The organism is Pseudomonas sp. AF03-9 (assembly GCF_020515815.1).
In the GTDB taxonomy this organism is placed as follows: Bacteria; Pseudomonadota; Gammaproteobacteria; order Pseudomonadales; family Pseudomonadaceae; genus Aquipseudomonas.
Map to the genome: position 1 here is coordinate 231,342 of NZ_JAHPJF010000006.1, position 22,030 is coordinate 253,371.

The 22,030-nt window shown below is 58.5% G+C and carries 25 protein-coding genes; 12 read left to right on the top strand and 13 right to left on the bottom strand.

The window, feature by feature from the left end; all coding sequences use genetic code 11:
* The first annotated feature begins 12 nt into the window (after positions 1-12).
* The 6 genes from LIY36_RS12105 to LIY36_RS12130 all read left to right on the top strand — a co-directional run bounded on the left by LIY36_RS12105 (position 13) and on the right by LIY36_RS12130 (position 5,035).
* Complete coding sequence (locus LIY36_RS12105) at positions 13-471, top strand: GNAT family N-acetyltransferase (protein WP_192299052.1); 459 nt, start codon at positions 13-15, stop codon at positions 469-471.
* A gap of 297 nt (positions 472-768) precedes the next feature.
* Positions 769-1,425 carry a DedA family protein gene (locus tag LIY36_RS12110; protein ID WP_192299053.1) on the top strand — a complete coding sequence of 219 codons (657 nt, stop codon included), beginning with the start codon at positions 769-771 and terminating at the stop codon, positions 1,423-1,425.
* 6 nt (positions 1,426-1,431) lie between these two features.
* Positions 1,432-2,247, top strand: coding sequence for a zinc-dependent peptidase (locus LIY36_RS12115; protein WP_226455819.1), 816 nt, complete (start codon positions 1,432-1,434; stop codon positions 2,245-2,247).
* Between the two features lie 109 nt (positions 2,248-2,356).
* Positions 2,357-2,884, top strand: a complete 528-nt coding sequence (gene ppa / locus LIY36_RS12120) for an inorganic diphosphatase (RefSeq protein ID WP_003219382.1) — start codon at positions 2,357-2,359, stop codon at positions 2,882-2,884.
* A 213-nt stretch (positions 2,885-3,097) separates the two neighbouring features.
* Positions 3,098-3,871, top strand: a complete 774-nt coding sequence (locus tag LIY36_RS12125) for a LexA family transcriptional regulator (protein ID WP_226455820.1) — start codon at positions 3,098-3,100, stop codon at positions 3,869-3,871.
* Positions 3,872-4,285: 414 nt separating this feature from the next.
* Complete coding sequence (locus tag LIY36_RS12130) at positions 4,286-5,035, top strand: type II restriction endonuclease (protein ID WP_192299056.1); 750 nt, start codon at positions 4,286-4,288, stop codon at positions 5,033-5,035.
* Between the two features lie 45 nt (positions 5,036-5,080).
* Here LIY36_RS12130 and LIY36_RS12135 read toward each other — a convergent pair whose 3' ends face one another.
* From LIY36_RS12135 to LIY36_RS12170, 8 genes are all read right to left on the bottom strand, one after another.
* Positions 5,081-6,130 carry a DNA adenine methylase gene (locus tag LIY36_RS12135; protein WP_226455821.1) on the bottom strand — a complete coding sequence of 350 codons (1,050 nt, stop codon included), beginning with the start codon at positions 6,128-6,130 and terminating at the stop codon, positions 5,081-5,083.
* Between the two features lie 218 nt (positions 6,131-6,348).
* Positions 6,349-7,506: a glutathionylspermidine synthase family protein gene (locus LIY36_RS12140; protein WP_226455822.1), complete on the bottom strand. Its 1,158-nt coding sequence runs from the start codon at positions 7,504-7,506 to the stop codon at positions 6,349-6,351.
* 12 nt (positions 7,507-7,518) lie between these two features.
* Complete coding sequence (locus LIY36_RS12145) at positions 7,519-8,232, bottom strand: DUF1190 domain-containing protein (protein ID WP_192299059.1); 714 nt, start codon at positions 8,230-8,232, stop codon at positions 7,519-7,521.
* Between the two features lie 18 nt (positions 8,233-8,250).
* Positions 8,251-8,679: a DUF350 domain-containing protein gene (locus LIY36_RS12150; RefSeq protein ID WP_192299060.1), complete on the bottom strand. Its 429-nt coding sequence runs from the start codon at positions 8,677-8,679 to the stop codon at positions 8,251-8,253.
* 15 nt (positions 8,680-8,694) lie between these two features.
* Entirely contained in the window at positions 8,695-9,357 is a 663-nt protein-coding gene (locus LIY36_RS12155; protein ID WP_226455823.1) for a DUF2491 family protein, read from the bottom strand.
* Between the two features lie 163 nt (positions 9,358-9,520).
* Positions 9,521-10,081 carry a rhomboid family intramembrane serine protease gene (locus LIY36_RS12160; protein ID WP_226455824.1) on the bottom strand — a complete coding sequence of 187 codons (561 nt, stop codon included), beginning with the start codon at positions 10,079-10,081 and terminating at the stop codon, positions 9,521-9,523.
* A gap of 148 nt (positions 10,082-10,229) precedes the next feature.
* Positions 10,230-10,928, bottom strand: coding sequence for a PspA/IM30 family protein (locus tag LIY36_RS12165; protein WP_192299063.1), 699 nt, complete (start codon positions 10,926-10,928; stop codon positions 10,230-10,232).
* Between the two features lie 17 nt (positions 10,929-10,945).
* Positions 10,946-11,527 (bottom strand): YjfI family protein, encoded by a 582-nt coding sequence (locus LIY36_RS12170; protein ID WP_192299064.1) that lies wholly within the window; start codon positions 11,525-11,527, stop codon positions 10,946-10,948.
* Positions 11,528-11,896: 369 nt separating this feature from the next.
* Between LIY36_RS12170 and ycaC the strand changes: the two genes are divergently transcribed.
* From ycaC to LIY36_RS12185, 3 genes are all read left to right on the top strand, one after another.
* Positions 11,897-12,529, top strand: coding sequence for an isochorismate family cysteine hydrolase YcaC (ycaC, locus tag LIY36_RS12175; protein ID WP_192299065.1), 633 nt, complete (start codon positions 11,897-11,899; stop codon positions 12,527-12,529).
* 333 nt (positions 12,530-12,862) lie between these two features.
* Positions 12,863-13,507 carry an NAD(P)H-dependent oxidoreductase gene (locus LIY36_RS12180; protein WP_226455825.1) on the top strand — a complete coding sequence of 215 codons (645 nt, stop codon included), beginning with the start codon at positions 12,863-12,865 and terminating at the stop codon, positions 13,505-13,507.
* On the top strand, positions 13,446-13,844 hold the full coding sequence (locus LIY36_RS12185) for a MerR family transcriptional regulator (RefSeq protein ID WP_226455826.1): 399 nt from the start codon (positions 13,446-13,448) through the stop codon (positions 13,842-13,844). Before LIY36_RS12180 ends, LIY36_RS12185 begins: the two co-directional genes overlap by 62 nt.
* Here LIY36_RS12185 and LIY36_RS12190 read toward each other — a convergent pair.
* Positions 13,841-15,787, bottom strand: coding sequence for a hypothetical protein (locus LIY36_RS12190; RefSeq protein ID WP_226455827.1), 1,947 nt, complete (start codon positions 15,785-15,787; stop codon positions 13,841-13,843). The two genes, LIY36_RS12185 and LIY36_RS12190, sit on opposite strands and share 4 nt — an antisense overlap.
* Positions 15,788-16,130: 343 nt before the next feature.
* On the opposite strand from LIY36_RS12190, the gene LIY36_RS12195 reads away from it, so the two are divergent.
* From LIY36_RS12195 to dxs, 3 genes are all read left to right on the top strand, one after another.
* Positions 16,131-16,373, top strand: coding sequence for an exodeoxyribonuclease VII small subunit (locus LIY36_RS12195; RefSeq protein ID WP_226455828.1), 243 nt, complete (start codon positions 16,131-16,133; stop codon positions 16,371-16,373).
* Positions 16,370-17,257 carry a (2E,6E)-farnesyl diphosphate synthase gene (ispA, locus tag LIY36_RS12200; RefSeq protein ID WP_226455829.1) on the top strand — a complete coding sequence of 296 codons (888 nt, stop codon included), beginning with the start codon at positions 16,370-16,372 and terminating at the stop codon, positions 17,255-17,257. The genes LIY36_RS12195 and ispA overlap by 4 nt, the downstream gene beginning before the upstream one ends.
* 110 nt (positions 17,258-17,367) lie before the next feature.
* Positions 17,368-19,266 carry a 1-deoxy-D-xylulose-5-phosphate synthase gene (gene dxs, locus LIY36_RS12205; RefSeq protein ID WP_226455830.1) on the top strand — a complete coding sequence of 633 codons (1,899 nt, stop codon included), beginning with the start codon at positions 17,368-17,370 and terminating at the stop codon, positions 19,264-19,266.
* Between the two features lie 54 nt (positions 19,267-19,320).
* On the opposite strand, the gene LIY36_RS12210 is transcribed toward dxs, so the two are convergent.
* The 4 genes from LIY36_RS12210 to LIY36_RS12225 form a co-directional block, all read right to left on the bottom strand.
* A complete protein-coding gene (locus LIY36_RS12210) occupies positions 19,321-20,109 on the bottom strand; it encodes a cobalamin-binding protein (protein ID WP_226455831.1) in 789 nt (262 codons plus the stop codon).
* The gene (locus LIY36_RS12215; RefSeq protein ID WP_192299072.1) at positions 20,106-20,525 is read right to left on the bottom strand and encodes a nuclear FMR1 interacting 1 family protein; all 420 of its coding nucleotides are present in this window, start codon (positions 20,523-20,525) and stop codon (positions 20,106-20,108) included. Before LIY36_RS12215 ends, LIY36_RS12210 begins: the two co-directional genes overlap by 4 nt.
* Positions 20,522-21,139, bottom strand: a complete 618-nt coding sequence (ribA, locus tag LIY36_RS12220; RefSeq protein WP_016978544.1) for a GTP cyclohydrolase II — start codon at positions 21,137-21,139, stop codon at positions 20,522-20,524. The genes LIY36_RS12215 and ribA overlap by 4 nt, the downstream gene beginning before the upstream one ends.
* A 129-nt stretch (positions 21,140-21,268) precedes the next feature.
* On the bottom strand, positions 21,269-21,988 hold the full coding sequence (locus LIY36_RS12225) for a substrate-binding periplasmic protein (RefSeq protein WP_192299073.1): 720 nt from the start codon (positions 21,986-21,988) through the stop codon (positions 21,269-21,271).
* Positions 21,989-22,030 lie beyond the last annotated feature (42 nt).

Here is a 22,030-nt window from a genome sequence, read left to right on the forward strand (position 1 = left end):
TTGAGGCCTGGCATGCGGATTACTCAAGCGACCCTGGAACACCTGGACCTGTTGACCCCATTGTTCGTCAAATACCGCGAATTCTACGGCGCGTTGCCCTTCCCAGACTCGTCGCGGGCCTTCCTGGAAAAGCGCCTGCGCCGCAAGGAATCGGTGATCTACCTGGCCCTGGCCGATGATGACGATAAAAAACTGCTCGGTTTTTGCCAGCTGTATCCGAGCTTTTCTTCGCTGTCGCTCAAGCGCGTGTGGATCCTCAATGACATCTATGTGGCCGAAGACGCTCGTCGGCAACTGGTGGCCGACAACCTGATGCGCACCGCGAAGAAAATGGCCAAGGAGACCCATGCGGTAAGGCTGCGGGTGTCTACCAGCAGTGACAATCAAGTGGCGCAGAAGACGTATGAGTCGATCGGGTTTCGTGAAGACACCGAGTTCAAGAACTACGTGCTGCCGATCAGCGAAGACTGACCACTGCCCCCCAAAATCCCCTGTGGGAGCGGGCTTGCCCGCGAATGCGGTGGTTCAGCATCAGATGTGCTGACTGACACGCCGCTTTCGCGAGCAAGCCCGCTCCCACATTTGGATCGGTGTATATTTTCGAAAACCGCGACATCCCCCGCTACAAAACCAACAGGCTTTTCACCTCTCGATCCGTATAATGCGGACCTTTCAGGGATGTAAGAATCGCGACATACCCTTGTAGCCTTACTTACCCCAGCTTCCGCACTGGCCTGCTGAGCCGAGCCATTCACACAGGTGCCATCCATGGATTTCAACCCGCTCGACCTTATCCTGCATCTCGACGTCTACCTCGACCTGCTGGTAACCAATTACGGTCCGTGGATCTACGCTATTTTGTTCCTGGTGATTTTTTGCGAAACCGGCCTGGTGGTCATGCCCTTCCTGCCCGGTGATTCGCTGCTGTTCATCGCCGGTGCGGTCGCCGCAGGCGGCGGCATGGACCCGGTCTTGCTGGCCGGCCTGCTGATGTTGGCGGCGATCCTCGGGGACAGCACCAACTACGTCATCGGACGAACAGCGGGAGAGCGCCTGTTCAGCAACCCGAACTCGAAGATCTTCCGACGCGACTACCTGCAGAAAACCCACGACTTCTACGACAAGCACGGCGGCAAAACCGTGACCTTGGCGCGCTTCCTGCCGATCCTGCGGACCTTTGCACCATTTGTCGCCGGCATCGCCAAAATGCCTTACGCACGCTTCTTCGGTTTCAGCGTGCTGGGCACTATCCTCTGGGTCGGTGGCCTGGTGACCCTGGGTTACTTCTTCGGCAACGTGCCGTTCATCAAGAAGAACCTCTCGCTGCTGGTGGTGTTCATCATCCTGCTGTCGCTGGTGCCGATGATCATTGGCGTGTTTCGCAGCCGCTTTGGTCGCGCCTCCTCCGAAGCCAAGCCGCAGTAACCGCGGATGTGGTCCCTCAGCGCCTGGCGTCGCCGGCGCCTGCTGGCCAAGCACCCGATTGCCGATGACACCTGGCAGCGGGTGCGCCAGCACCTGACCTTTCTCGACGGCATCAGCGCCGAGCAGGATCAATGGCTGCGCGAAGCCTGCGTGGTATTTCTCGCCGAAAAACACCTCACCGCCCTCCCCGGCGTCGAGCTGCATCAGGAACAACGCCTGCTGCTCGCCGCCCAGGCGCAACTGCCGTTGATGAACCTGGGCGACCTCGATTGGTATCGGGGTTTCCACGAAATCGTGCTGTACCCCGACGACTTTCTCAGCCCCCAACGCCATCGCGACAGTAGCGGCATCGAACACGAGTGGGACGGTGAGCACAGTGGCGAAGCCTGGCAACAGGGTCCGGTGATCCTGGCCTGGCCAGGCGTACTGGCCAGTGGCAACTGGGAAGGCTACAACCTGGTCATCCACGAACTGGCGCACAAACTCGACATGCTCAACGGCGACGCCAATGGCCTGCCGCCGCTGCACAGCGACATGCGCGTGCAGGAATGGGCCAGCGTGATGCAAAGCGCCTACGACGACCTCAATCGCCAGCTGGACGCCAACCCGGACGCCGAAACCGAGATCGACCCCTACGCGGCGGAAAACCCGGCGGAATTCTTTGCCGTTACCAGCGAATATTTTTTCAGCGCCCCGGATTTACTGGTCAATAGTTATCCACAGGTGTACGCCCAACTCAGCCGCTTTTATCGCCAGGACACCCTGGCCCGCTTGAACCAGCTGCAAGCCACGGACCCGCGTTATCAGCCGCAGGGCGAATAACCGTACGACGTCTGGCGCATGGCATCGGCGGCGGAATGTGCCTATAATCGCCGCCACTTTTAGGCCAATCCGGCCAAGTTTCTTGGCCAATTAACGGGGGCAACGCCCAATGAGCTACAGCAAGATTCCGGCTGGCAAAGACCTGCCGAACGACATCTACGTCGCCATCGAGATTCCGGCCAACCACGCGCCGATCAAATACGAAATCGACAAAGACAGCGACTGCCTGTTCGTTGACCGTTTCATGGCCACCCCGATGTTCTACCCGGCCAACTACGGTTTCATCCCTAACACCCTGGCTGACGACGGTGACCCCCTCGACGTGCTGGTGGTAACCCCTTACCCGGTGACCCCAGGCTCGGTTATCCGTGCCCGTCCAGTCGGCATCCTGAACATGACCGACGACGGCGGCGGCGATGCCAAAGTTATCGCAGTTCCACACGACAAGCTGTCCCAGCTGTACGTGGATGTGAAGGAATACACCGATCTGCCGCCACTGCTGCTGGAACAGATCAAGCACTTCTTCGAGAACTACAAAGACCTCGAAAAAGGCAAGTGGGTGAAGATCGACGGTTGGGGCAATGCAGACGCCGCCCGCGCTGAGATCCTGAAATCGGTTGCCGCCTACAAAGGCTGATACCCGTCCGGTATTACCCCGGCAATAGAAAAAGCCCCGACTATTCGGGGCTTTTTTATGCATGCAATTAAACACTCGGATCAACAAACAAAAACTAACGTTTAACAATACAAGAAAACTGAAAAATCAGGCCACAACTAAGTAAAAACCTACACGCGCAATTCAACGCATGGTTTATTTGATTTGTTTTTCCCGCCAGTAAACTCTGCGTTTATGAATACATCAGGTGATCGTTTAAAAGCACTGCTACGGGAAGTTCATCTTTCCGCCTCCGACTTCGCCAAGAACCGCGGCGTCACGCCTCAACACGTGAACAACTGGTTCAAACGCGGCGTCCCCATGGGCAAACTCAACGAGATTGCAGAGTTGTTGTGCGTCTCCAGTCGGTGGTTGCACACCGGCATGGGCCCTAAACACCCACCGGTCAACTTTCTGTTGGACGGACCGAACGCAAGGAATGTACTCCCCACCCGCGAAACCACCGGCAAATACCTCACAGGCTCGGCCTGCAACCCAGAAAAAACCGACGTGGAAATCCCCCTCCACCCCACATTTACGTCCACCGAGTGCATCCGCGTCTCCCTGCTCAGCCTCGAAACCCTCAAAGTAAACCCCGAGCGCGCAGTAGGCGCGTACATGGTCGACAACAGCATGACCGACATCATCCAACAGGGCGCCATACTCGCCATCGACAGCGGTCGCACCCAAATCATCGACGGCGAAATCTACGCGGTCGAACATGACGGCATGCTACGCATCAAATACCTCTACAACCGTCCCGGCGGCGGCCTGCGCATGCGCAGCCACAACGCCGGTGAACATCCCGACGAATACCTCACCTACGAGCAACGCTTTGAACAGAACTTCCAGATCGTGGGCTGGGTGTTCTGGTGGGCCACACTCAACACCCGTCGCCCACCCGTGCCGCTGGATGAGCAATTATTGGGCTGGGAAGGCTCTAAATCGGATCCGGAGGTGGGCAATTGAGGTGAATGTGGGTATCATGCGCCGCACATTTGGCAGGGGTGGCGTTCAGCTGTTTCCCCTGTCTGGCGATGCGGAGGAGTTCCCGCGGATGCCCCTACCATTCAGCCAGACGCGACGTTGGCTGAGCGATTTGAAGGCTGGTGAGGCTTGTCAAAAACAAGCTGAAGCAGTCCCCGAGAAGCCGGCCACAAGCCGGCTTTTTAATGCCTGCAATAAATGGCCGAATTGACTTTCAGGGGCCCCACCTCACGCGTCCTCGGAGATAGTCGCGCGCGCTGCTTTTAAGCGAGCTGCGCAAATGGACACAAATCCAACCCGCAGTATATCCTGCGTCTGAAACAACTCGGACACTAGCAAGGCGCTTTGACAGGGAGCTTGATGTGTTTTTTGATTGGGCAGAGTTAAGAGGTAGTAGTGATCACACTCAATGATTTCGAAAAAGAATTTCGTAACTACACAAAAGGCTGGACCTGGGAAATCCAGGGTTTTATTGACGAGCAAAACCGGGTCTACCCCATCGACTCCGATACAAAAGTCATCAGTACTGTATTTGAAAGGCTTGCCAGCCCGGTTCTCAGAACCATCGCACTCAATCACGGGTTTATCGTAGCCAACGCTAATCAGACCACGTATCCCGATTTCACCTTCACCAAGTTCGATAACTATGGCAATGTCGTGCAACGCATCGCCATCGACATCAAAACGACCTATCACGCCCAAGGAAAACCCATGGGCCTGACCCTGGGAAGTTATAAGTCGTTTATCAGGAATGACACCAAAAACATTTTACATCCGTATTCGACCTACACCCATCATTGGGTGATTGGCTTTATCTACACGCGAAACCTGGCATTTGAAGAGTATGATCTAACCAACATACCAAAAGCCGGCGACATCAAATGCCCTTATGACTTGCAGAGCATCTTCATCAGAGAAAAGACTGATGTTGTAGGATTGAGAGCGGGAAGCGGCAATACCGCCAACATTGGTTCCATCAAGCTGAAAAGCCCTCAGGAGTTCTCGACAGTCAAAGGGCCGTTCTCACATTTCTCTCAAGTAAAAGAAGCCTGCGACTTTTATTGGCAGAACTACGACCACTACAAGGGCGCGATTAAAACCCAGCAAGACCTGCTGGCTCACCCGGACTTCCAGAGGTTTCTGTAAACTTTTGCGCGTCCGCATGCCTGTAGTTGAGTGCCCCGTCGCCAACTACAGGCGTGCGATGATAAAAATCTCTTCATTGTCTGCGTTTTTGCTCAGCGCATATTTGTATTCACCTGCTGTGTGTATCTCCACCTGCCTGCCACAACCCTGCATGACCGCCTGGATCTCAAGGGGAGACGGCGTACCGTCGCTTCTATAGCTCATGATGATGGTCGACGAATGAAAATACTCGCATATGTACTTTAATTGCTTGAGCGCAGACTCTTTTTTATGCCAGGCACTTTCTATATTTACGATGGGTTTGTGCGGGTATCGAGTATCGCCTTTCGAGAAAAGGCTATAGTCGCATAAGCCTTCCAGAAAATGATAAAAGTTGGAGTAATTAACCGACACAGACTTCCCATTCATGTAGGGAGGGTCCATATACACAACATCATAATCTTGAGGAAGCGCTTGCAGGCAGGCCGTGTCAACACAGGTTGTTATCGGCTGCCGTGCATCAACAGCAGGCAAGGCTGCCAATTCCTTTATGCACTTTACGGCATGTTCCTTGATTGAGGTTTCCCAGGTCTTCGCGTTGCCAAAGGACCTGACGACATCCTTGAGGCGCATATCCAGATTCGCGCGATGAAACAGATTATAAGGTCTCTTCTTGATGAGCGCCTGCCCCACTGCGTAGATATAAAGGCTTTGCTTTAATCCGCAATAGCGCTGTATGTTCTGGCAAAAGTTGTCTATCTCGCTATTTTCATGAGGCTTAAAGTAAACTCCTTGAAACTCGTCAGACACAATAGATTCAAAATCATCGGCACGGTGATTCAGCAAGAAATCCAAGTCCGCATCCAAATCCAGCGCACCCAGTTCTTCCTGTGAGTAATTCAAGAACAAAGAGGCGGTATTTTGATTGTATTTCAAGTAATCGTTTGCCAGAACTCTTTTGCCCAGATAGCGAAATAACAATGCCACGATCCCGGACCCGGAATACAGATCAATTATTGACTCGCACTTTTCAGCTTCTATCAGTGCGGCAATTTCCGGAAGAATCTTTCTTTTTGAACCTTGAAAGCGTGTTGCGGGAAAACGTGGCAATAGCATATTTCTCTCCTCAGCGGAGCACTATATCAGAACGGCTTATGCAGGTAAATTCACCGAAAACAGAACACGATTAAACTTTAATACTCAACCTGCTTATGTTTAAGCCATGCTGTTTTAATTCAATATATCGCCTACGTGCACAAAGTTCCCCTCTCCACTTCAGCCCTGATCAATAACCGACTGACATTCACCAGATATTGTCGAGAAGCCCGTCGTTTTCAATCCAGTATCAAATGCGGCAAAAACCGACTCGAATCCTTCGTTATCAAACTATTATCCTCGCGCACGCCAATCCCCGCCGCCTGGTCCCCGATCACCCAGGAACCAATCAACGTATAACTGTCCCCAAACCGCGGCAGCGGCGCGAACTCCTGAAGGATGAACGGCGCATCCGTATAGGGCCCGTCTTCCTTCACGATCAGCCCATCCACCGTTTGCAATTCAATGTTCGCCCCTTCCCGTGAGAAGAACGGCTTGCGCACCCAGCCCTTCGGCACGGCTTTACCCGGATCGGTATCCAGGTGCGCCGCGAGTAAATTCGGGTGGCCGCTGTTGAACTCCCATAACAGGGGAAGGACGCCTTTGTTGGAGAGGATGGATTTCCATGCCGGCTCGAAGAACTGCGTGTCGCTCTGGGCAATCGCGGCACCAAACGGCTCATGGAAGATGAACTCCCAGGCGTGCAGCTTGAACAGGTGGGGAATCCAGCGATCCTGGAGGTCGACGAAGCGGCCTTCGCTGGTCAGGCCGATGTCTTCGATGTCGATATGACGGGATTCGATGCCGACTTTTTCCGCGACGAGGCGCAGGTAGTCGGTGGTGCCTTTGTCTTCGACCGAGTCTTTCATCGAGGCGAAGTAGAACGGCTGGTTGACCTGCAATTGGGCAAAGGCCTGGTGCAGTTTGGTGTCGATGCTGTTGAACTGGTCGGCGTGCTTGGGCAGCAGGCCGCGCTCGATGCATTGTTCCAGCCAGCCCCACTGAAACGCCGCAGCCTCGTAGAGGCTGGTCGGTGTGTCGTAGTTGAGTTCGAGCAGTTTGGCGGGACCGTTGCCGTTGTAGGAAAAGTCCATGCGCCCGTACAGGTGCGGGTGGCCTTCGAGCCATGAGGTGCGGATCATGTCAAAGAACGGCGCGGGAATGCTCAGGCGCTCGAGCAACTCTTCGCTCTGGACCACACGGGCCACGAGGTCCATGCACATCTCATGGATCTCGGTGGTCGGGTCTTCCAGGTCCTGCTCAATTTGCTTGAGCGTGAACTGGTAGTACGCGCGCTCATCCCAATAGGGCTCGTTGTCGATGGTGTGGAACAGAAAGCCGAGGCTGTCGGCGGTTTGTTTCCAGTCGTGACGTTCTGCGCATTGGATTTTCTTCATGGCCAGCCCTCCTTAGCTGCTCGACCTACCGCCGCCCCAGCCACTGCGTGCGCTGGCCTTGCTGCCGAAGCCACCACGGGAGGTGGCCGACGCAACGGAGCTGGACTTGCTGGAGGAACGCAGCGTGTTGGTGTAATTGCTGCTGCCGTACCTGGCCTGGTTCGAGCGGCCGAAGGTCGCGCCTTTCGAGACACGTTGGTTGAGCGTTGAAGAGGCGTAATCGCCGCGATCATCGCGATAGCGGTACACCGGCTCGGAGCGGTAGCTGTTGCGATTGTTGCTCAGCATGTTGCCGATCAGCAGCCCAGTCAGCAGGCTGCTGGTGGAAAAGCCTGAGCCGCCACTGCTCGCTTGCGCGCCCGCCGCCTGGGCGTTGGCCGCATCGACCTGGGATTGCGTCACCTGGCCTTCGGCGGTCAGTTCGAAACCACCCAGCCTGGGGATGAATTTTCCGCTGGAGTCCTGTTGGCACCAGTCAGCGACAAAGTCTGCATCGCAATCGGCCTGGCTGTCGTACACCGGCGCAATCCGGCGGTGCTCGGCCATGGCGGTCATATAGGCGTCCGAGCAGACGTCCACCGGCAGCTTCTCATCGGCACATTGCTGAACCGACTGGAAGTTGTACTTCTTCTGCAAATCGTAGGTTTTTTCCGTCGGCCCACAGCCGGAGATCGCCATGGCGACCGACGCTGCCAGCGAAAGCTGGACATACTTGCTTCGTTTCATCGGGAGCTCCGTGCGCGATCAGTTCTGGGTAGGCGTCATGCACGCGGCATTCAACATGCCGACGCTGATGGCCACTGCAGCCACGTAGATGCCGGCCGCGAGCTCGCCGTTCCTGATGCGCTCGGACGTGCCTTTGAGCACCAGGCTGGTCAACAAAAACGCCAGCAGTTGGACGACAGCCGCGATGATCGCCCAAACGGCGAAGTCGAGAAGGCTGATCGAATAGGCAATCACGTTGCTGGCAGGAATGGCAAAACCGATGATGGCGCCACCCAGGGCGACCGCCGCGGACACGTTGCCCGCACGGATCAGCTCGAACTCCTTGTGCGGGGTGATGCGGGTGTAGATGAACTGGAACAGCACGAACAGTACGGCCGCACCGAGGATGTAGAGGACAAACCCGAGTACGGCGGCTTTGTTCAGGGAAATGGAAAGAGCTTCTAGCATGGATGGCTTCCTTTTTTAGAGCGCGGTCAGGTCGGTGGTGTACAGCGAAATGCCCAGCGACGTGCTCAGGCTGATGGTGCCTTCGGCGTCTTCTTCGACAGAAAACAACAGGAACTCGCGTCGATCGGTCAGGCCGGTGTCACGGGCATATAGCATCGAGCGGTGCTCGACGCTGTAGGAATCCTCGGGGCTTATCACCTGCTCGCTCATCGCCACCAATTCTGTCTGGCCGTTTTCGCTGCCCCACACACGGGCGTATTCGACGCCGTCGTGGGTGTAGGTCGGCAACCCGATCAGACTCTGCGGCCCGGCCAGTCGCCGCAGTTCGGCTTCGCTGCTGAGGGTGACGTAGCTCAGGTAGTTAAACAGGATCACGGACTCCACCTGCCCGGCGATCTCGCCCGTGGTGTGGACCTGCAACCAGTAATCCTCGTCGTTCATGTAATAGCGCGACAGCCAGGTCGACTGCCCGAGATCCACGGTGCCGTTGCTCCAGATTTCCTGGGAGCCGGGAATCACCACCGAGGTTTTCTCATCGAGCAGCAACTTCAGGCTCGTGTCGAACATCACGCCTTTGCCTGGGGCCAGGCCCAATGGGCCAGTGCTTGGCAAGACCGGTTTCGACTCGGCATTGGCTCGCGGGGCCTCAAGCCCCATCAACTGTTTAAACCATCCCATTGGAGATTTCCTTGAGGCAGGTAGAGGCGCAGCCTTCAATGCGCATGGCACTGGGCGGGCTGATCGAAGCAAGAAGAGAGTTGGCGCAACAACAGGAAAGTCGACATTTTTGCCCCTGGTTCCTTGGGTACTTGATTCCTGAAAGCAGGATGCTCAAGCGCAGTCAGCCGGCATTAAACCTGCTGCGCGGCGCCGAGAGAAGTACCTTGGCTGTAATAAATCCGGCGAACGCACCAAACAGATGCCCTTCGAAGGAAACCCCCTGGCGAGGCAGGAAACCAAGGATCAGGCCACCATAAAGTACCGCCACCACACCGGCCGTTATCAGGTTGGCCCAGCTGCGGTGAAACCAGGCCCGAGACAACAGATAAGCCCACAGCCCGAATACCCAGCCGCTGACGCCCACGTGTATACCCGCAAAACCGAACAGCCAGACCAATGAGCCGCCCAGCACAATTATGATCGCGCTGACGCTGACGAACCGGTTGAGCCCTTCGATAATGACCAGGGTGCCCAGTACCAGAAACGCGATCAGGTTCGCACTGAGGTGGGCAAAGGACCCGTGCAGGAACGGGGACGCGAGGATGCCAAGCAATCCCTGCACCGTTCTCGGGACCAGGCCGAATGCCATGAGGCTGTACCCGGTCGCGACATTGAGCAGTTGCAGTGCAACCATGCACAAGGCCAGGCCTGCGATTATCTTGAAACCCTTCAAGGCATCCATCCTGACCTCGACGTCGTTAAAAAGCAGATAGGGTAAGAATTGACCTGTGGCGAGGGCGCTTGACGCGAAGCGGCCCCCAGCTTTTGTTTGCGCCATCCAGAGGGAGCGAGCGCCCTCACCACAGGTGCAGTGTTCGCCCTTGTCGGCCTTACTCGGCTGACTTTTTCTTCAGGCGTTCGAGGATCGCATTGGCACTGCCTTCATTCGGCGTGATGCCGGCTTCACGCAGCTTGCGCTCCAGGTCGGAGCCCGTCGACGCCTCGGCCAGTTCATCCTGGGCTTGCAGTTCAGCCGCGCGTTGCTGCTGCTTGGCCTGCAAGCGATTCAGCGTACCGACAGCGGTCTCTAGCTTGCCGTTGGCACCGCCACTGGCGATGGACGCGCTGACTTGAGCCTTTTGCACGCTTTCACGCGCCTTGGCCATGTCCACTTGCTGGCGCAGGCTTTTGATCCGGCTTTCGGCCTTGGTGATGTCCTTGCGCATGCTGTCCGCGTAACCACCGAACTCGGCGGCCTGCTTTTGCTCGACATCCCGCTCGTTGGTCAGGGTCGAAATGGCTTCGGCCACTTCCAGGGCCAGGTCTTCACGATTGGCCTGGATAGCCGCCATCGCCTTGGACTCCAGGTCCTTGATCTTGGCGTCGTACTCACCGACGCGATCAGTCGCCAGTTTGTGCTTGGCCATGATGCTGACCAACTCACGCTTGGCGTTGGCAAGCGCGGTGTCGGCGTCGCGGATTTCCTGGTCGAGAATACGCAGGGCCTGCTGGTCGACGATCGACTCGCCGACTTCGCTCGCACCGCCACGTAGCGCGGTGAACAATTTGCTCCAGATGGACTGAGTCATTGGGTACTCCCGAATACTTAATTGAAGAAACGTTCGAAGGCTTCGCTGGCGCGCTGCACGTTGTCGACCAGGGTTTTCACCTCGGTCACGATGTTGGTCAGGCTGGAGTCGGAGCTCAACGCGCCGAACATGTTGTAGACAACTTGCCCATTAGGCATGGACTCGATGCCGATCGAGGACAGCGGGAACATTTCCCGGCTGCGCAACACGGCGTCATTGAATTTCGGCACGTCGTTGATGGACTCGACGTCGACCAGCACGGTATCCACGATGATCTGCTCGCCCACCACCGCGATGTAAATCGGCAAGCCACCGAAGTCGTTCATCTCCAGCTTGATGCTGGACTCGGAGCCTTGCACCAGAGAAAGCGTAATGTCATTGGCGACCACTTCGTCCAGGGCCTGGAGAGCGGTGAAGAGGCGATCGATATTCCAGTTGTTACCTGCGCTCATGTAATTCTCCGACATGAATGAGCCAGCCAGGATCGGCTGGCGGAGCTGTTTCTCCATCTGCTTGAGCAGGCTTCGGTTTTCGGGAAGCACCCAAGTCTCGTGTTTCACATACCCGGCGGCCGCCAGGCCCGCGCGCATCTGTTTCATGTAGAAGCTCGATGGCTTTTTCGCGGCCGGTTTCAAGCGCTCTCCTTGAAAGCTTGCGGAATCGGAATCGGACCCGGCGGACGGGCTCGATGGAGAGCTGCTTTTCATGATGCTGACCTCGTAGTGAAAAACTCACGCGTGAGAAAATCTACAGGCAATTTTCATCACGCTCAATAGCTCACGCGTGAGATTTTTTGTATGACTTTTCTTGGCTACGTCCCTCCCCGTACGGGTGAAGATTCAACGATTGTCACTTTTGAGTTGACGGTATTACCCATTTCAGCCGATTTATCCACCGCCACCCACCCATTAATCTGTGCCCATGTTGAACGCAACGCCCAACCAACCTAAACAAAAAAGGATTCAACCATGAGCACTCCAACCTACAACCGCTTGAACAAAGACGACGCCGTAGTCCTGCTGGTCGACCACCAGACCGGCCTGATTTCCCTGGTGCAGGACTTCTCGCCCAACGAGTTCAAGAACAACGTGCTCGCCCTGGCGGACCTGGCCAAGTTCTTCGAACTGCCGACCATCCTCACCACCAGCTTCGAGCAAGGCCCCAACGGCCCGCTGGTGCCAGAGTTGAAGGAAATGTTCCCGGACGCGCCGTACATCGCCCGCCCAGGCCAGATCAACGCCTGGGACAACGAAGACTTCGTCAAGGCGATCAAGGCCACCGGCCGCAAGCAGATCATCATTGCCGGCGTGGTCACCGATGTGTGCGTAGCGTTCCCTACCCTCTCGGCACTGGCCGAAGGCTTTGATGTGTTCGTGGTCACCGATGCCTCGGGCACCTTCAACACCACCGTGCAGCAGGCCGCATGGAGCCGCATGACCCAGGCCGGCGCGCAGATGATGAACTGGTTCTCGGTGGCGTGTGAGCTGCACCGCGACTGGCGCAACGACATCGAAGGCCTGGGCAACCTGTTGTCCCAGCGCATTCCGAACTATCGCAACCTGATGAATGGTTATGCGGCGCTGACGGCGCACAAGAACTAAGCAAAGCGCGTTAAACAAAATGCCTGCCCTGAAAAGCAGGCTTTTGTTGTTTGCGCCCCTCTAACCCCCGCAGAAAGTCGATGACATGCTTGATCAACGCGGTTTCTATGTCGTGCTCCTGCGCGTCCAACGCCAGGCTCAAAAAGTCAAAGCGGGAGCGTTGAGGCAAGCTAGCCAGCGTCATCCAAGGCCACAAAGCACAACGAACGCTTCAGGAAGGGCCTTTCAAGGATTGCAGATCCGTCCTGCTGGCAATTGCAAATAGGCGTATTGCTTGACTCTCCCCTATACAGCACCCCCTACCCTGAACCCCCACTTTCAGGACATCCCGCCATGGCCCACCGCATCCTGGTCATCCTCGGCCACCCCTCCACGACCAGCCTCTGCTCTGCCCTCGCCGACGCCTACATCCGCAGTGCAAAAACCGCAGGCCATGAGGTGCGCGTCCTACGCTTGGGCGAGCTTGATTTCGACCCGATCCTGCACAACGGCTACAACCAGATTCAACCCCTGGAAGCCGATCTGCTCCGCGCGCAAGCCGACATCCTGTGGGCCACACACCTGGCCTTGGCTTTCCCCATCTGGTGGGGTGGCATACCGGCCTTGATGAAAGGCTTTATCGACCGTATTTTCCTACCCGGTTTTGCCTTCAAATACCGAGCAGGCAAGGCGTTTCCTGACAAACTCCTGCGCGGCCGAACCGCACACCTGTTGGTGACCCTGGATACGCCGCCGTGGTATTACCGTTGGTTCTATCACATGCCGGGCGTACATCAGATGCGCAAGACCACCCTGGCATTTTGCGGCATCAAGCCGATCAAGACGTTGCTGTTCGGGCCGGTCCTCGGATCGACATCCACGCAGCGCGACGCCTGGCTGAAACAAGCCGGCGCACTTCTGGAAAAAGGGAGTTTTCATGTACATCGGCAAAGCCGCGCAACTGTCGGGCACGACCATCAAGGCGATTCGTCACTATGAGGCGATCGGCCTGCTGCCGACGGCCCGGCGCGAGGGCCAATACCGGGTCTATTCAGAGCAAAGTGTCGAGCTGCTGATGTTCATCAAGTGCGCCCAGCAACTGGGATTCAAGCTCAAGGAGTTGCAGGAAATTCTCCACGGTGCCCCGGCAGGTGCGTTGGCACAACAACGGGCGACGGCGGCGATTGCGCAAAAGAAGCATGAACTGGTCACGCAGATTGCAGCCCAGCAGCAGGTGCTGGCCGGTTTGCTGGCCTTTGAGGCCAGCCTGCAAGACGCGCAGGGGCAATGCCAGTTTGAACGCCTGGTTGAAACTGGCCGCCCGTCCCGCACTTAGTTGAGCACGTCCCCCCATTTGCGTTGCACTTCGCGCTCCTGGGCGACGCAGACACGGGTCAGTGCGTCCACCCAGGCCACCGCGCCGGTGTTGGCGGCACGAAGCAGCAACATGATGTCATCCATCTCGAAGTCACCCGCTTCACTGACGGTGCTGTGCTCGTCGAGCATTTTCCTGACCAGCTCGTTGAGCTGCTGCTTGCTCGCCACTTTGGTCATGATCAGCAACATCGGCAACACATCATCGTCCAGATTGAAGGTGCTGGCGGGGTTACGTTCCTCGTAGCTGCTGCAGATCACGCCGAAACCGTTGAGGAATGTCTCGAAAATGTTCTCCTGAGTACGCACGGCCTCCGGCACCTTGTGGAAGGAAAAACCGTACATCAGCGCCAGCACAAAGAAGACCTGGTCCTCGACCTTTTTATCGGGAGCGCCAATCAGTTTTTCCGCCTTGGGAATCAGCGCTTCCAGGAAATCAATGGGCAACTGCCAGATGAACTCGGCATCCGGGTCTTCGAGCTGATCCTGTTTCATCTCCTGCAAAATCGCACGCAGGATGTCGACGGGTTGCTGCCCCGGCCGCAGCTCGGGTTCATCGTCCATCAACAGGTCGTCCAGATCGGCATGGTAGCCACGGCTAACGGGCGCCGCCGGCGTGATGTCCGGCAAGGCAGCGACGCGTTCGGCTTCGCCGGTCAATAGTTTGTCGAGGAGTTTGTTGCGGTTTTCCAGCATGAAGCGCACGAAGGTATCTTCCTTCAGCGCGAGACGAACCACCCCCGGCAGGAAGGCATAAATGAACACGCCCAGCTTCTCGACGTTGGCGTCATCACGCAGTGCAGCCAGGGACGCCTCGCCGGTTTTTTCCTTGAGAAACGGCAGGATCTTGGGCTTGTTTTGCTCGATGGCCACGGCGACATAACCGAGCAGTTTGTCTTTGCCGCTGACCTTGCTCTGCTGCTCGGCGGGACTACGCACTGGTGTGTCTTCGATGACCGCCAGGGCAGAAATTTCTTCCACCTGCGCAGGCTCCAACACCTCAGGTTCAGGATCGGGCACCACCTGCTGGGGCGCAGGGGTGTCGTCGACCGAGGCCTGGCGCACATCGATCAACGCCTGGTCGATCAGCGAAAAGAACTCGCCCAATTCCTTTTCGCCTACCTGAGTGAAGGAGCCAACCTTACGCGAGTTGACGTACAGGTCGCGCTTCTCCACCGCCAGCCCCTCCAGATGGCGCCAGAAAAACAGGCGCGGTGCTTCAAACACCATTTTCAGCGCCAGCTTGCTCTCGCCCATCAGCACGCCTTCCTTGGCGCCACCGAACAGGGTGTCATCGATCAGCACCAGCACTTCGTCTTCACGCATATTGGCGCCGTAAGACTCCAGCGCCGCTTGCAGTTTTTTCTGCGGAATGTGCGGGCGAACGTAAACGCGCTCCAAGCCCAGGCGCTCGGCCAGGTTGACGCTCATCTGCACCACCGACTCGACTTGGGCGGCGCTCAACTCCTGATTGCCGGCGGCAGCTTTCACTTCGGTGCGCTTGGCCGAAGGCGCAGCATCGGACTGGCTGCTCATCCACTCCAGGACCAATGCGAAACAGCGGTTCAGATCCGCCTTGTCCGGCATGTTGAAGGCAATTGCCTGACGCTTGTTGAGGAAGAGTTTGCTGCCCTGGAGCTCCAGCGACTGCACTTCGCTGTAGGCGTAGGTGACAGCGTCAGTGAAGGTTTCACGGATCGCCAGGCAGTCGTGCGCGATCAGGCAACCGTCCTTGCCGCTGCCAAACATGGTGTCGTCGACCAACACCACCACGTCGCGCGGGTCCAGCGTCAAATCGTAAGCGGCCAGCGCGTTGCTCAGCAGCTTCTTGGGAATATTGGGTGCTACATAGACACGCCCCGAGCTTGAGTATTTCCTGGCCTGCAAGAACGCCAACAACGACATATCCCTATCTCCTCAAACGCGCTTTTTTTTGCCTGCACTGTCCACGGATGGCTGCAGGTCGTGACGCAGAATAGCACCGGGCCATCATCGAGATAACCGTCAATTAGGCTACACAATCGGCTCACACGCCTGCTGACCACATTTCTATGCAGCAACGTCGAGCAGTACAGCGTGGATCAGCACGGCCTGATCGACCAACGGTGCCTTTTAAGGCATGGCCCTATAAGGGTCGCGGTACGCGCTATCAAATCACTGGCCCAGACGATCGAGCCCCCACTCATTTGCCCCCATCCCCCATGTCTGCTAGTGTCGCGCCGGTTTACCGTCTACCGGAATAGCCGCCATGGCCCGCAAAAAAGTTGCACTCGATTTCGAACAATCCCTCGCCGACCTGCAAACCCTGGTCGAGCGTCTGGAGAACGGCGAGTTGTCGCTGGAAGACTCGTTGACAGCGTTTGAGAAAGGCATCGGCCTGACCCGCGACTGCCAGAGCGCCTTGGCGCAGGCGGAGCAGAAGGTCCAGGTGCTGCTGGAGCGTGACGGGGAGTTGGCCGAAGAACCTTTCGATGCGGAACAGCCGGAATGATCGACGCGTATCAGGCCAGTAGCCAAGCCCGGGTCAATGCGGCGCTGGAGCCCTTTTTTGTTGCGCCAAGCCCCGAACTCACACGTCTTTATGCAGCCATGCGCTATAGCGTGATGAATGGCGGCAAGCGCGTGCGCCCGTTATTGGCCTATGCCGCCTGCGAAGCCCTCGGCGCGCCTGCCGAGCAGGCCAACGGCGCGGCGTGTGCGGTGGAGTTGATCCACGCCTATTCCCTGGTGCATGACGATTTGCCGGCCATGGACGATGACGATCTGCGTCGCGGCCAGCCCACCACCCACAAAGCCTTTGACGAAGCCTGCGCGATTCTGGCCGGTGACGGCCTGCAAAGCCTGGCGTTCAGCGCACTGCTGGACCCGACGCTGAGCGACGCCAACGCCGAGATCCGCTTGCGCATGGTCACCGCCCTGGCCCTGGCGGCGGGCCCCGCCGGTATGGTCGGCGGCCAGGCCATCGACCTGGGTTCGGTCGGCCAGAAGCTCGATCAACACGCCCTGGAATACATGCACCGCCACAAGACCGGTGCGCTGATCGAAGCTGCCGTGCAACTCGGCGCCCTGGCCAGTGGCCGTGCCGACGCTGCGCAGTTGGCTGCGTTGAAGACCTATTCCCGCGCCATCGGCCTGGCTTTCCAGGTGCAGGACGACATCCTCGACGTCGAAAGTGACACCGCGACCCTGGGCAAACGCCAGGGCGCTGACATCGCACGGGACAAACCGACTTATCCTGCGCTGCTTGGGCTTGAATCAGCCAAGGCCTACGCCTTGGAACTACGCGACCAGGCCCTGGACGCCCTGCGACCTTTCGACGCGGCAGCCGAGCCACTGCGCGACCTGGCGCGGTATATCGTCGAACGCCGGCACTGATTACTGCGGCCATTGCAGCCGCATATCAGCCAAGTTCGGCGCTCTGCGTGGGCAGTTTGCGATGCTTGAGGTAAACTGCCGCCTCTTCTATACCTATAACGATTCGCCTGATGCCCACGACGTTTCAAGAGATTCCCCGCAAGCGCCCGTCCACGCCCCTGCTCGACCGTGCTGCCACGCCGGCCGGCCTGCGTCGTCTGGGTGAAGCCGAGCTGGAAACCCTGGCCGATGAGTTGCGCCTGGAATTGCTCTACACGGTCGGCCAGACCGGTGGGCATTTCGGTGCCGGCCTGGGCGTCATCGAGCTGACTATCGCCCTGCATTACGTGTTCGACACCCCGGACGACCGGCTGGTGTGGGACGTGGGCCATCAGGCGTATCCGCATAAAATCCTCACGGGCCGCCGCGACCAGATGGGCAGCCTGCGCCAGAAGGACGGCATTGCCGCCTTCCCGCGTCGCTCCGAGAGCGAGTACGACACCTTTGGCGTCGGTCACTCCAGCACCTCCATCAGTGCCGCGCTGGGCATGGCGATTGCCGCCCGCCTGCAAGGCAGCGATCGCAAGGCGATTGCGGTGATCGGTGATGGCGCGCTGACCGCCGGCATGGCCTTCGAAGCGTTGAACCACGCGCCGGAAGTGGACGCCAACATGTTGGTGATCCTCAACGACAACGACATGTCGATCTCGCGCAACGTCGGTGGCTTGTCCAATTACCTGGCAAAAATCCTTTCCAGCCGCACCTACGCCAGCATGCGCGAAGGCAGCAAGAAAGTGCTCTCGCGCCTGCCCGGCGCGTGGGAAATTGCCCGGCGCACCGAAGAATATGCCAAGGGCATGCTGGTTCCCGGCACCCTGTTCGAAGAATTGGGCTGGAACTACATCGGCCCGATCGACGGCCATGACCTGCCGACCCTGATCGCCACGCTGCGCAACATGCGTGACCTCAAGGGCCCGCAGTTCCTGCACATCGTCACCAAGAAAGGCAAAGGCTTCGCGCCTGCGGAAGTCGACCCGATTGGCTACCACGCCATCACCAAGCTGGAACCGCTGGACGCCCCCGCCGCCGCGCCGAAAAAGGCCAGTGGGCCGAAGTACTCCGGCGTGTTCGGCGAATGGCTGTGCGACATGGCCGCTGCCGACCCGCGCCTGGTGGGGATCACCCCGGCGATGAAGGAAGGCTCCGACCTGGTGGCCTTCAGCGAGCGCTTCCCGCTGCGCTACTTCGACGTGGCGATTGCCGAGCAGCACGCGGTGACGTTCGCCGCTGGCATGGCCTGCGAAGGTGCCAAGCCGGTGGTGGCGATCTACTCCACGTTCCTGCAACGCGGCTACGACCAACTGGTACATGACGTCGCCGTGCAGAACCTCGACGTGCTCTTCGCCATCGACCGCGCCGGCCTGGTTGGCGAAGACGGCCCGACCCACGCCGGCAGCTTCGATTTGTCCTACTTGCGCTGCATCCCCGGCATGCTGGTGATGACCCCGAGCGACGAGAACGAACTGCGCAAGATGCTCAGCACCGGCCACCTCTACAACGGTCCGGCCGCCGTGCGTTACCCCCGCGGCAATGGCCCGAATGCAGTGATCGAGAAGGACCTGGCGCCTATCGAGATCGGCAAGGGCATCGTGCGACGCCAAGGCCGCAAGACAGCGTTCCTGGTGTTTGGCGTGCAACTGGCCGAAACCCTGAAAGTGGCCGAGAAGATCGACGCTACCGTGGTCGACATGCGCTTCGTCAAACCGTTGGATGAAGCCTTGGTCCGCGAGATGGCCGCCAGCCATGAGCTGCTGGTGACGGTTGAAGAAAACGCCATCATGGGCGGCGCGGGTGCGGCGGTCAGCGAGTTCCTGGCGCGGGAGAACATCCTCAAGTCGGTGCTGCACCTGGGCTTGCCGGATGTGTACGTCGAACACGCCAAGCCGGCGCAAATGCTGGCGGAATGTGGTTTGGATGAAGCGGGTATCGAGGCGGCGGTACTCAAGCGCACGGTACAACTGGGCCTGTAACCCGGATCAGAATGTGGGAGGGGCAAGCCCTTCCCACATTGGTTTGGACTACCTTCAGAGGCTCGGCGCAATCACCTGACACAAGCGCGCCAGCGCCTGCACCATCTGCCCACTGGGCCGCTCCAGCCCTTTGTCCGGCACCACCCGAACCCGCATCGCCATCGCCGGCCAGGCATTCCAGGCCTCTTTCTGCGCCTGATCACCGACCAGAATCACCTGCGGATCACGCTGCAACACCGACTCGATGCTCACCTGCGGCGCAGGCAGCTTGAGGTCATCGAACACATTGCGTGCGCCGCACACCTTCAGCGCATCACTGATGATCTGCTCACCGCCCACGGTATACAGCGGCTGGTTCCACACCTGGTAAAACACCCGCAACGGCTCGGCGCGCTGGTAACGCCGGCGCAGTTCAACCAGTTGTTCGCGCAAGTTGGCGGCCAATCGGCGGCCAGCGTCCGCACGCCCCAGTTGCACGGCAATCGCGTCCACCTGAATGACCAGTTGTTCAAGGCTATGGGGGTCGGCGAGGTAAACCGGAATATTCAAACGCTGTAGCTGCTCACGCTGCGCCGGGCCGACACTGCCGGGCCACAGCAGGATCAGGTCGGGTTTGAGGCTGAGCAGACGCTCCATGTCCAACTGGCCGTAGCGCCCGACTGACGGCACCTCTGCCAAGGCTGCCGGCCGTTCGCCGCTGTCGAGCACGCCCACCAGCAGGTCGGCGGCGCCCAGCTCAAGCACGATTTCAGACAGGGATGGCGCCAGGCTGACTACACGCTCAACCGCCAGCACCTGAACGCTGGATGCCAGCAACACAAGCGCCAGCCAGTGGCGCTTCATCCCAGTTGGCGAGGGATGCGGTAGAGGTAAAACAGCACCAGCGTCGACAGCGCCAACAAAAACAGTGGCACCGCTTCGAGGCCGACAAACACCGCCAGCGCGCCGATCCAGGCCGGTATGGCGGCAATCAGCAAGGCGGTACGTCGGCGGGCTGCCAGGGTGATCCAGGCCGCGGGCTCTTCAGGGGTATCGAGGGCTTTGGAGGTGGCGATCAACGCGTGTTTATAGCCGTGAAAGTAACGCAGGCTGAGAAACATCGAGGCCACGCCGGCGATAAAGAACGGCATGGCCAGTACCGGCAGCAGGGCTTCGGTCTGGCCAAACACCAGGTTGATCACAAACAAAGGCAGCAGCGCCAGGGCCAGGTACTGCCACCAGTTGAAGGACAGTCGCCGTTTCACCTGGCCACGGGTCACGCGCGGTCGACCTCGCCCTGATGCTCATTGCCCATCATGTGGTCGAGCTTGCTGGCTTTGGTGGCCAGGTAAAGCTTGTTGTGCGGGTTGTGCCCGGTGTGCAGCGGCACACGCTCGGCGACGGTGATACCCATTTCGGTCAAGGCCTTGACCTTGCGCGGGTTGTTGGTCATCAAGCGCAGGGACTTGACGCCCAGGTGCTCGAGCATCGGCAGGCAGATCGCATAGTCCCGCTGGTCGGCGGCAAACCCCAGGCGCTCGTTGGCTTCGACGGTGTCGGCGCCGCCATCTTGCAACTCATAGGCGCGGATCTTGTTCATCAGGCCAATGCCACGGCCTTCCTGGCGCAGATACAGCAACACACCACGGCCTTCACGGGCGATGGCACGCATGGCGGCTTCCAGTTGTGAACCACAGTCGCAACGCTGGCTGAACAGTGCATCGCCAGTCAGGCATTCGGAGTGCACGCGGCCAAGCACCGGCGCGCCGTCAGCGATGTCGCCAAGGCTGAGCACAACGTGCTCGCGGCCGGTGGCTTCTTCGAGAAAGCCGTTCATGGTGAACGTGGCAAAAGGGGTAGGCAGCTTGGAAGCGGCGACGAAAACGACGGGCACCGTGTGCTCCTGATTTCAGTTTTTACAAAGGCGGCCATTGTAACAGCACGTTCCTACAGACGCTTAAGCTGAATTATCGCTGATAAAGATCAATCGGTTCGATTGGCCTTCATCCCGGTTCTATGCAGGTCAGAACGGATACGGCTGTTTCCAGCGTTCAAAGATCGGTTTCAGCTCGCCGCTGCTCACCAGGGCGGCCATGCGCCGGTCAAATACCGCCATCAGGCTGCGGCCTCGTTCGGTATCGGCAAAACCCACGTACAGCGGCAGTTCCGCGAGATGCGTCAGTTTGAACCTGGAAGGGTCCGGCGCTTGCTTGAGGACTTCGCTGACCTCGGTCAGGGCATCGATATAGAAGTCCGCCCGGGCATGCAGGAGCATTGACGTGACGCTGTCGCGCCGCTCGATCTGGTTGAAACGCTGCACATTGGGCAGGTAGTCCTCGTACTTGTAGCCGCGCACCCAGGCCAGGCGATAGTTGCCCAATGTGGCCAACGTCGGCGGTGGCGTGCTGGCCAGTCCAAGGGCGTAGATATGGTCGGAGTCGAAATTCGAACGGGGATACAACACCCCGGTGGCTTCGTCGCGATAGGCGCCCACCCAGCCGTCCACCTCGCCGCGCTGGGTAAGGCCGACCGAGCGTGTATAGGGTTCGGTACGGGTTTGCAGGGTGATTCCCTCCGGCTCGAACACCTGGCGCAAGACGTCCCAGGCCAGACCGCTGCCATCGGTATTGGTGTAGTCGTCCCAGGCTTCACTGGCGAGCAGAACCTTGCCGGGCACCTGATCGGCCTGAGCCAAAGATGTCATTGCGCACAGTAGGATAAGCAGCCAGCGGCGCACATCCATACGGACAACCTCCTACTTCGTAACCATCGGATAGAGGGTAGC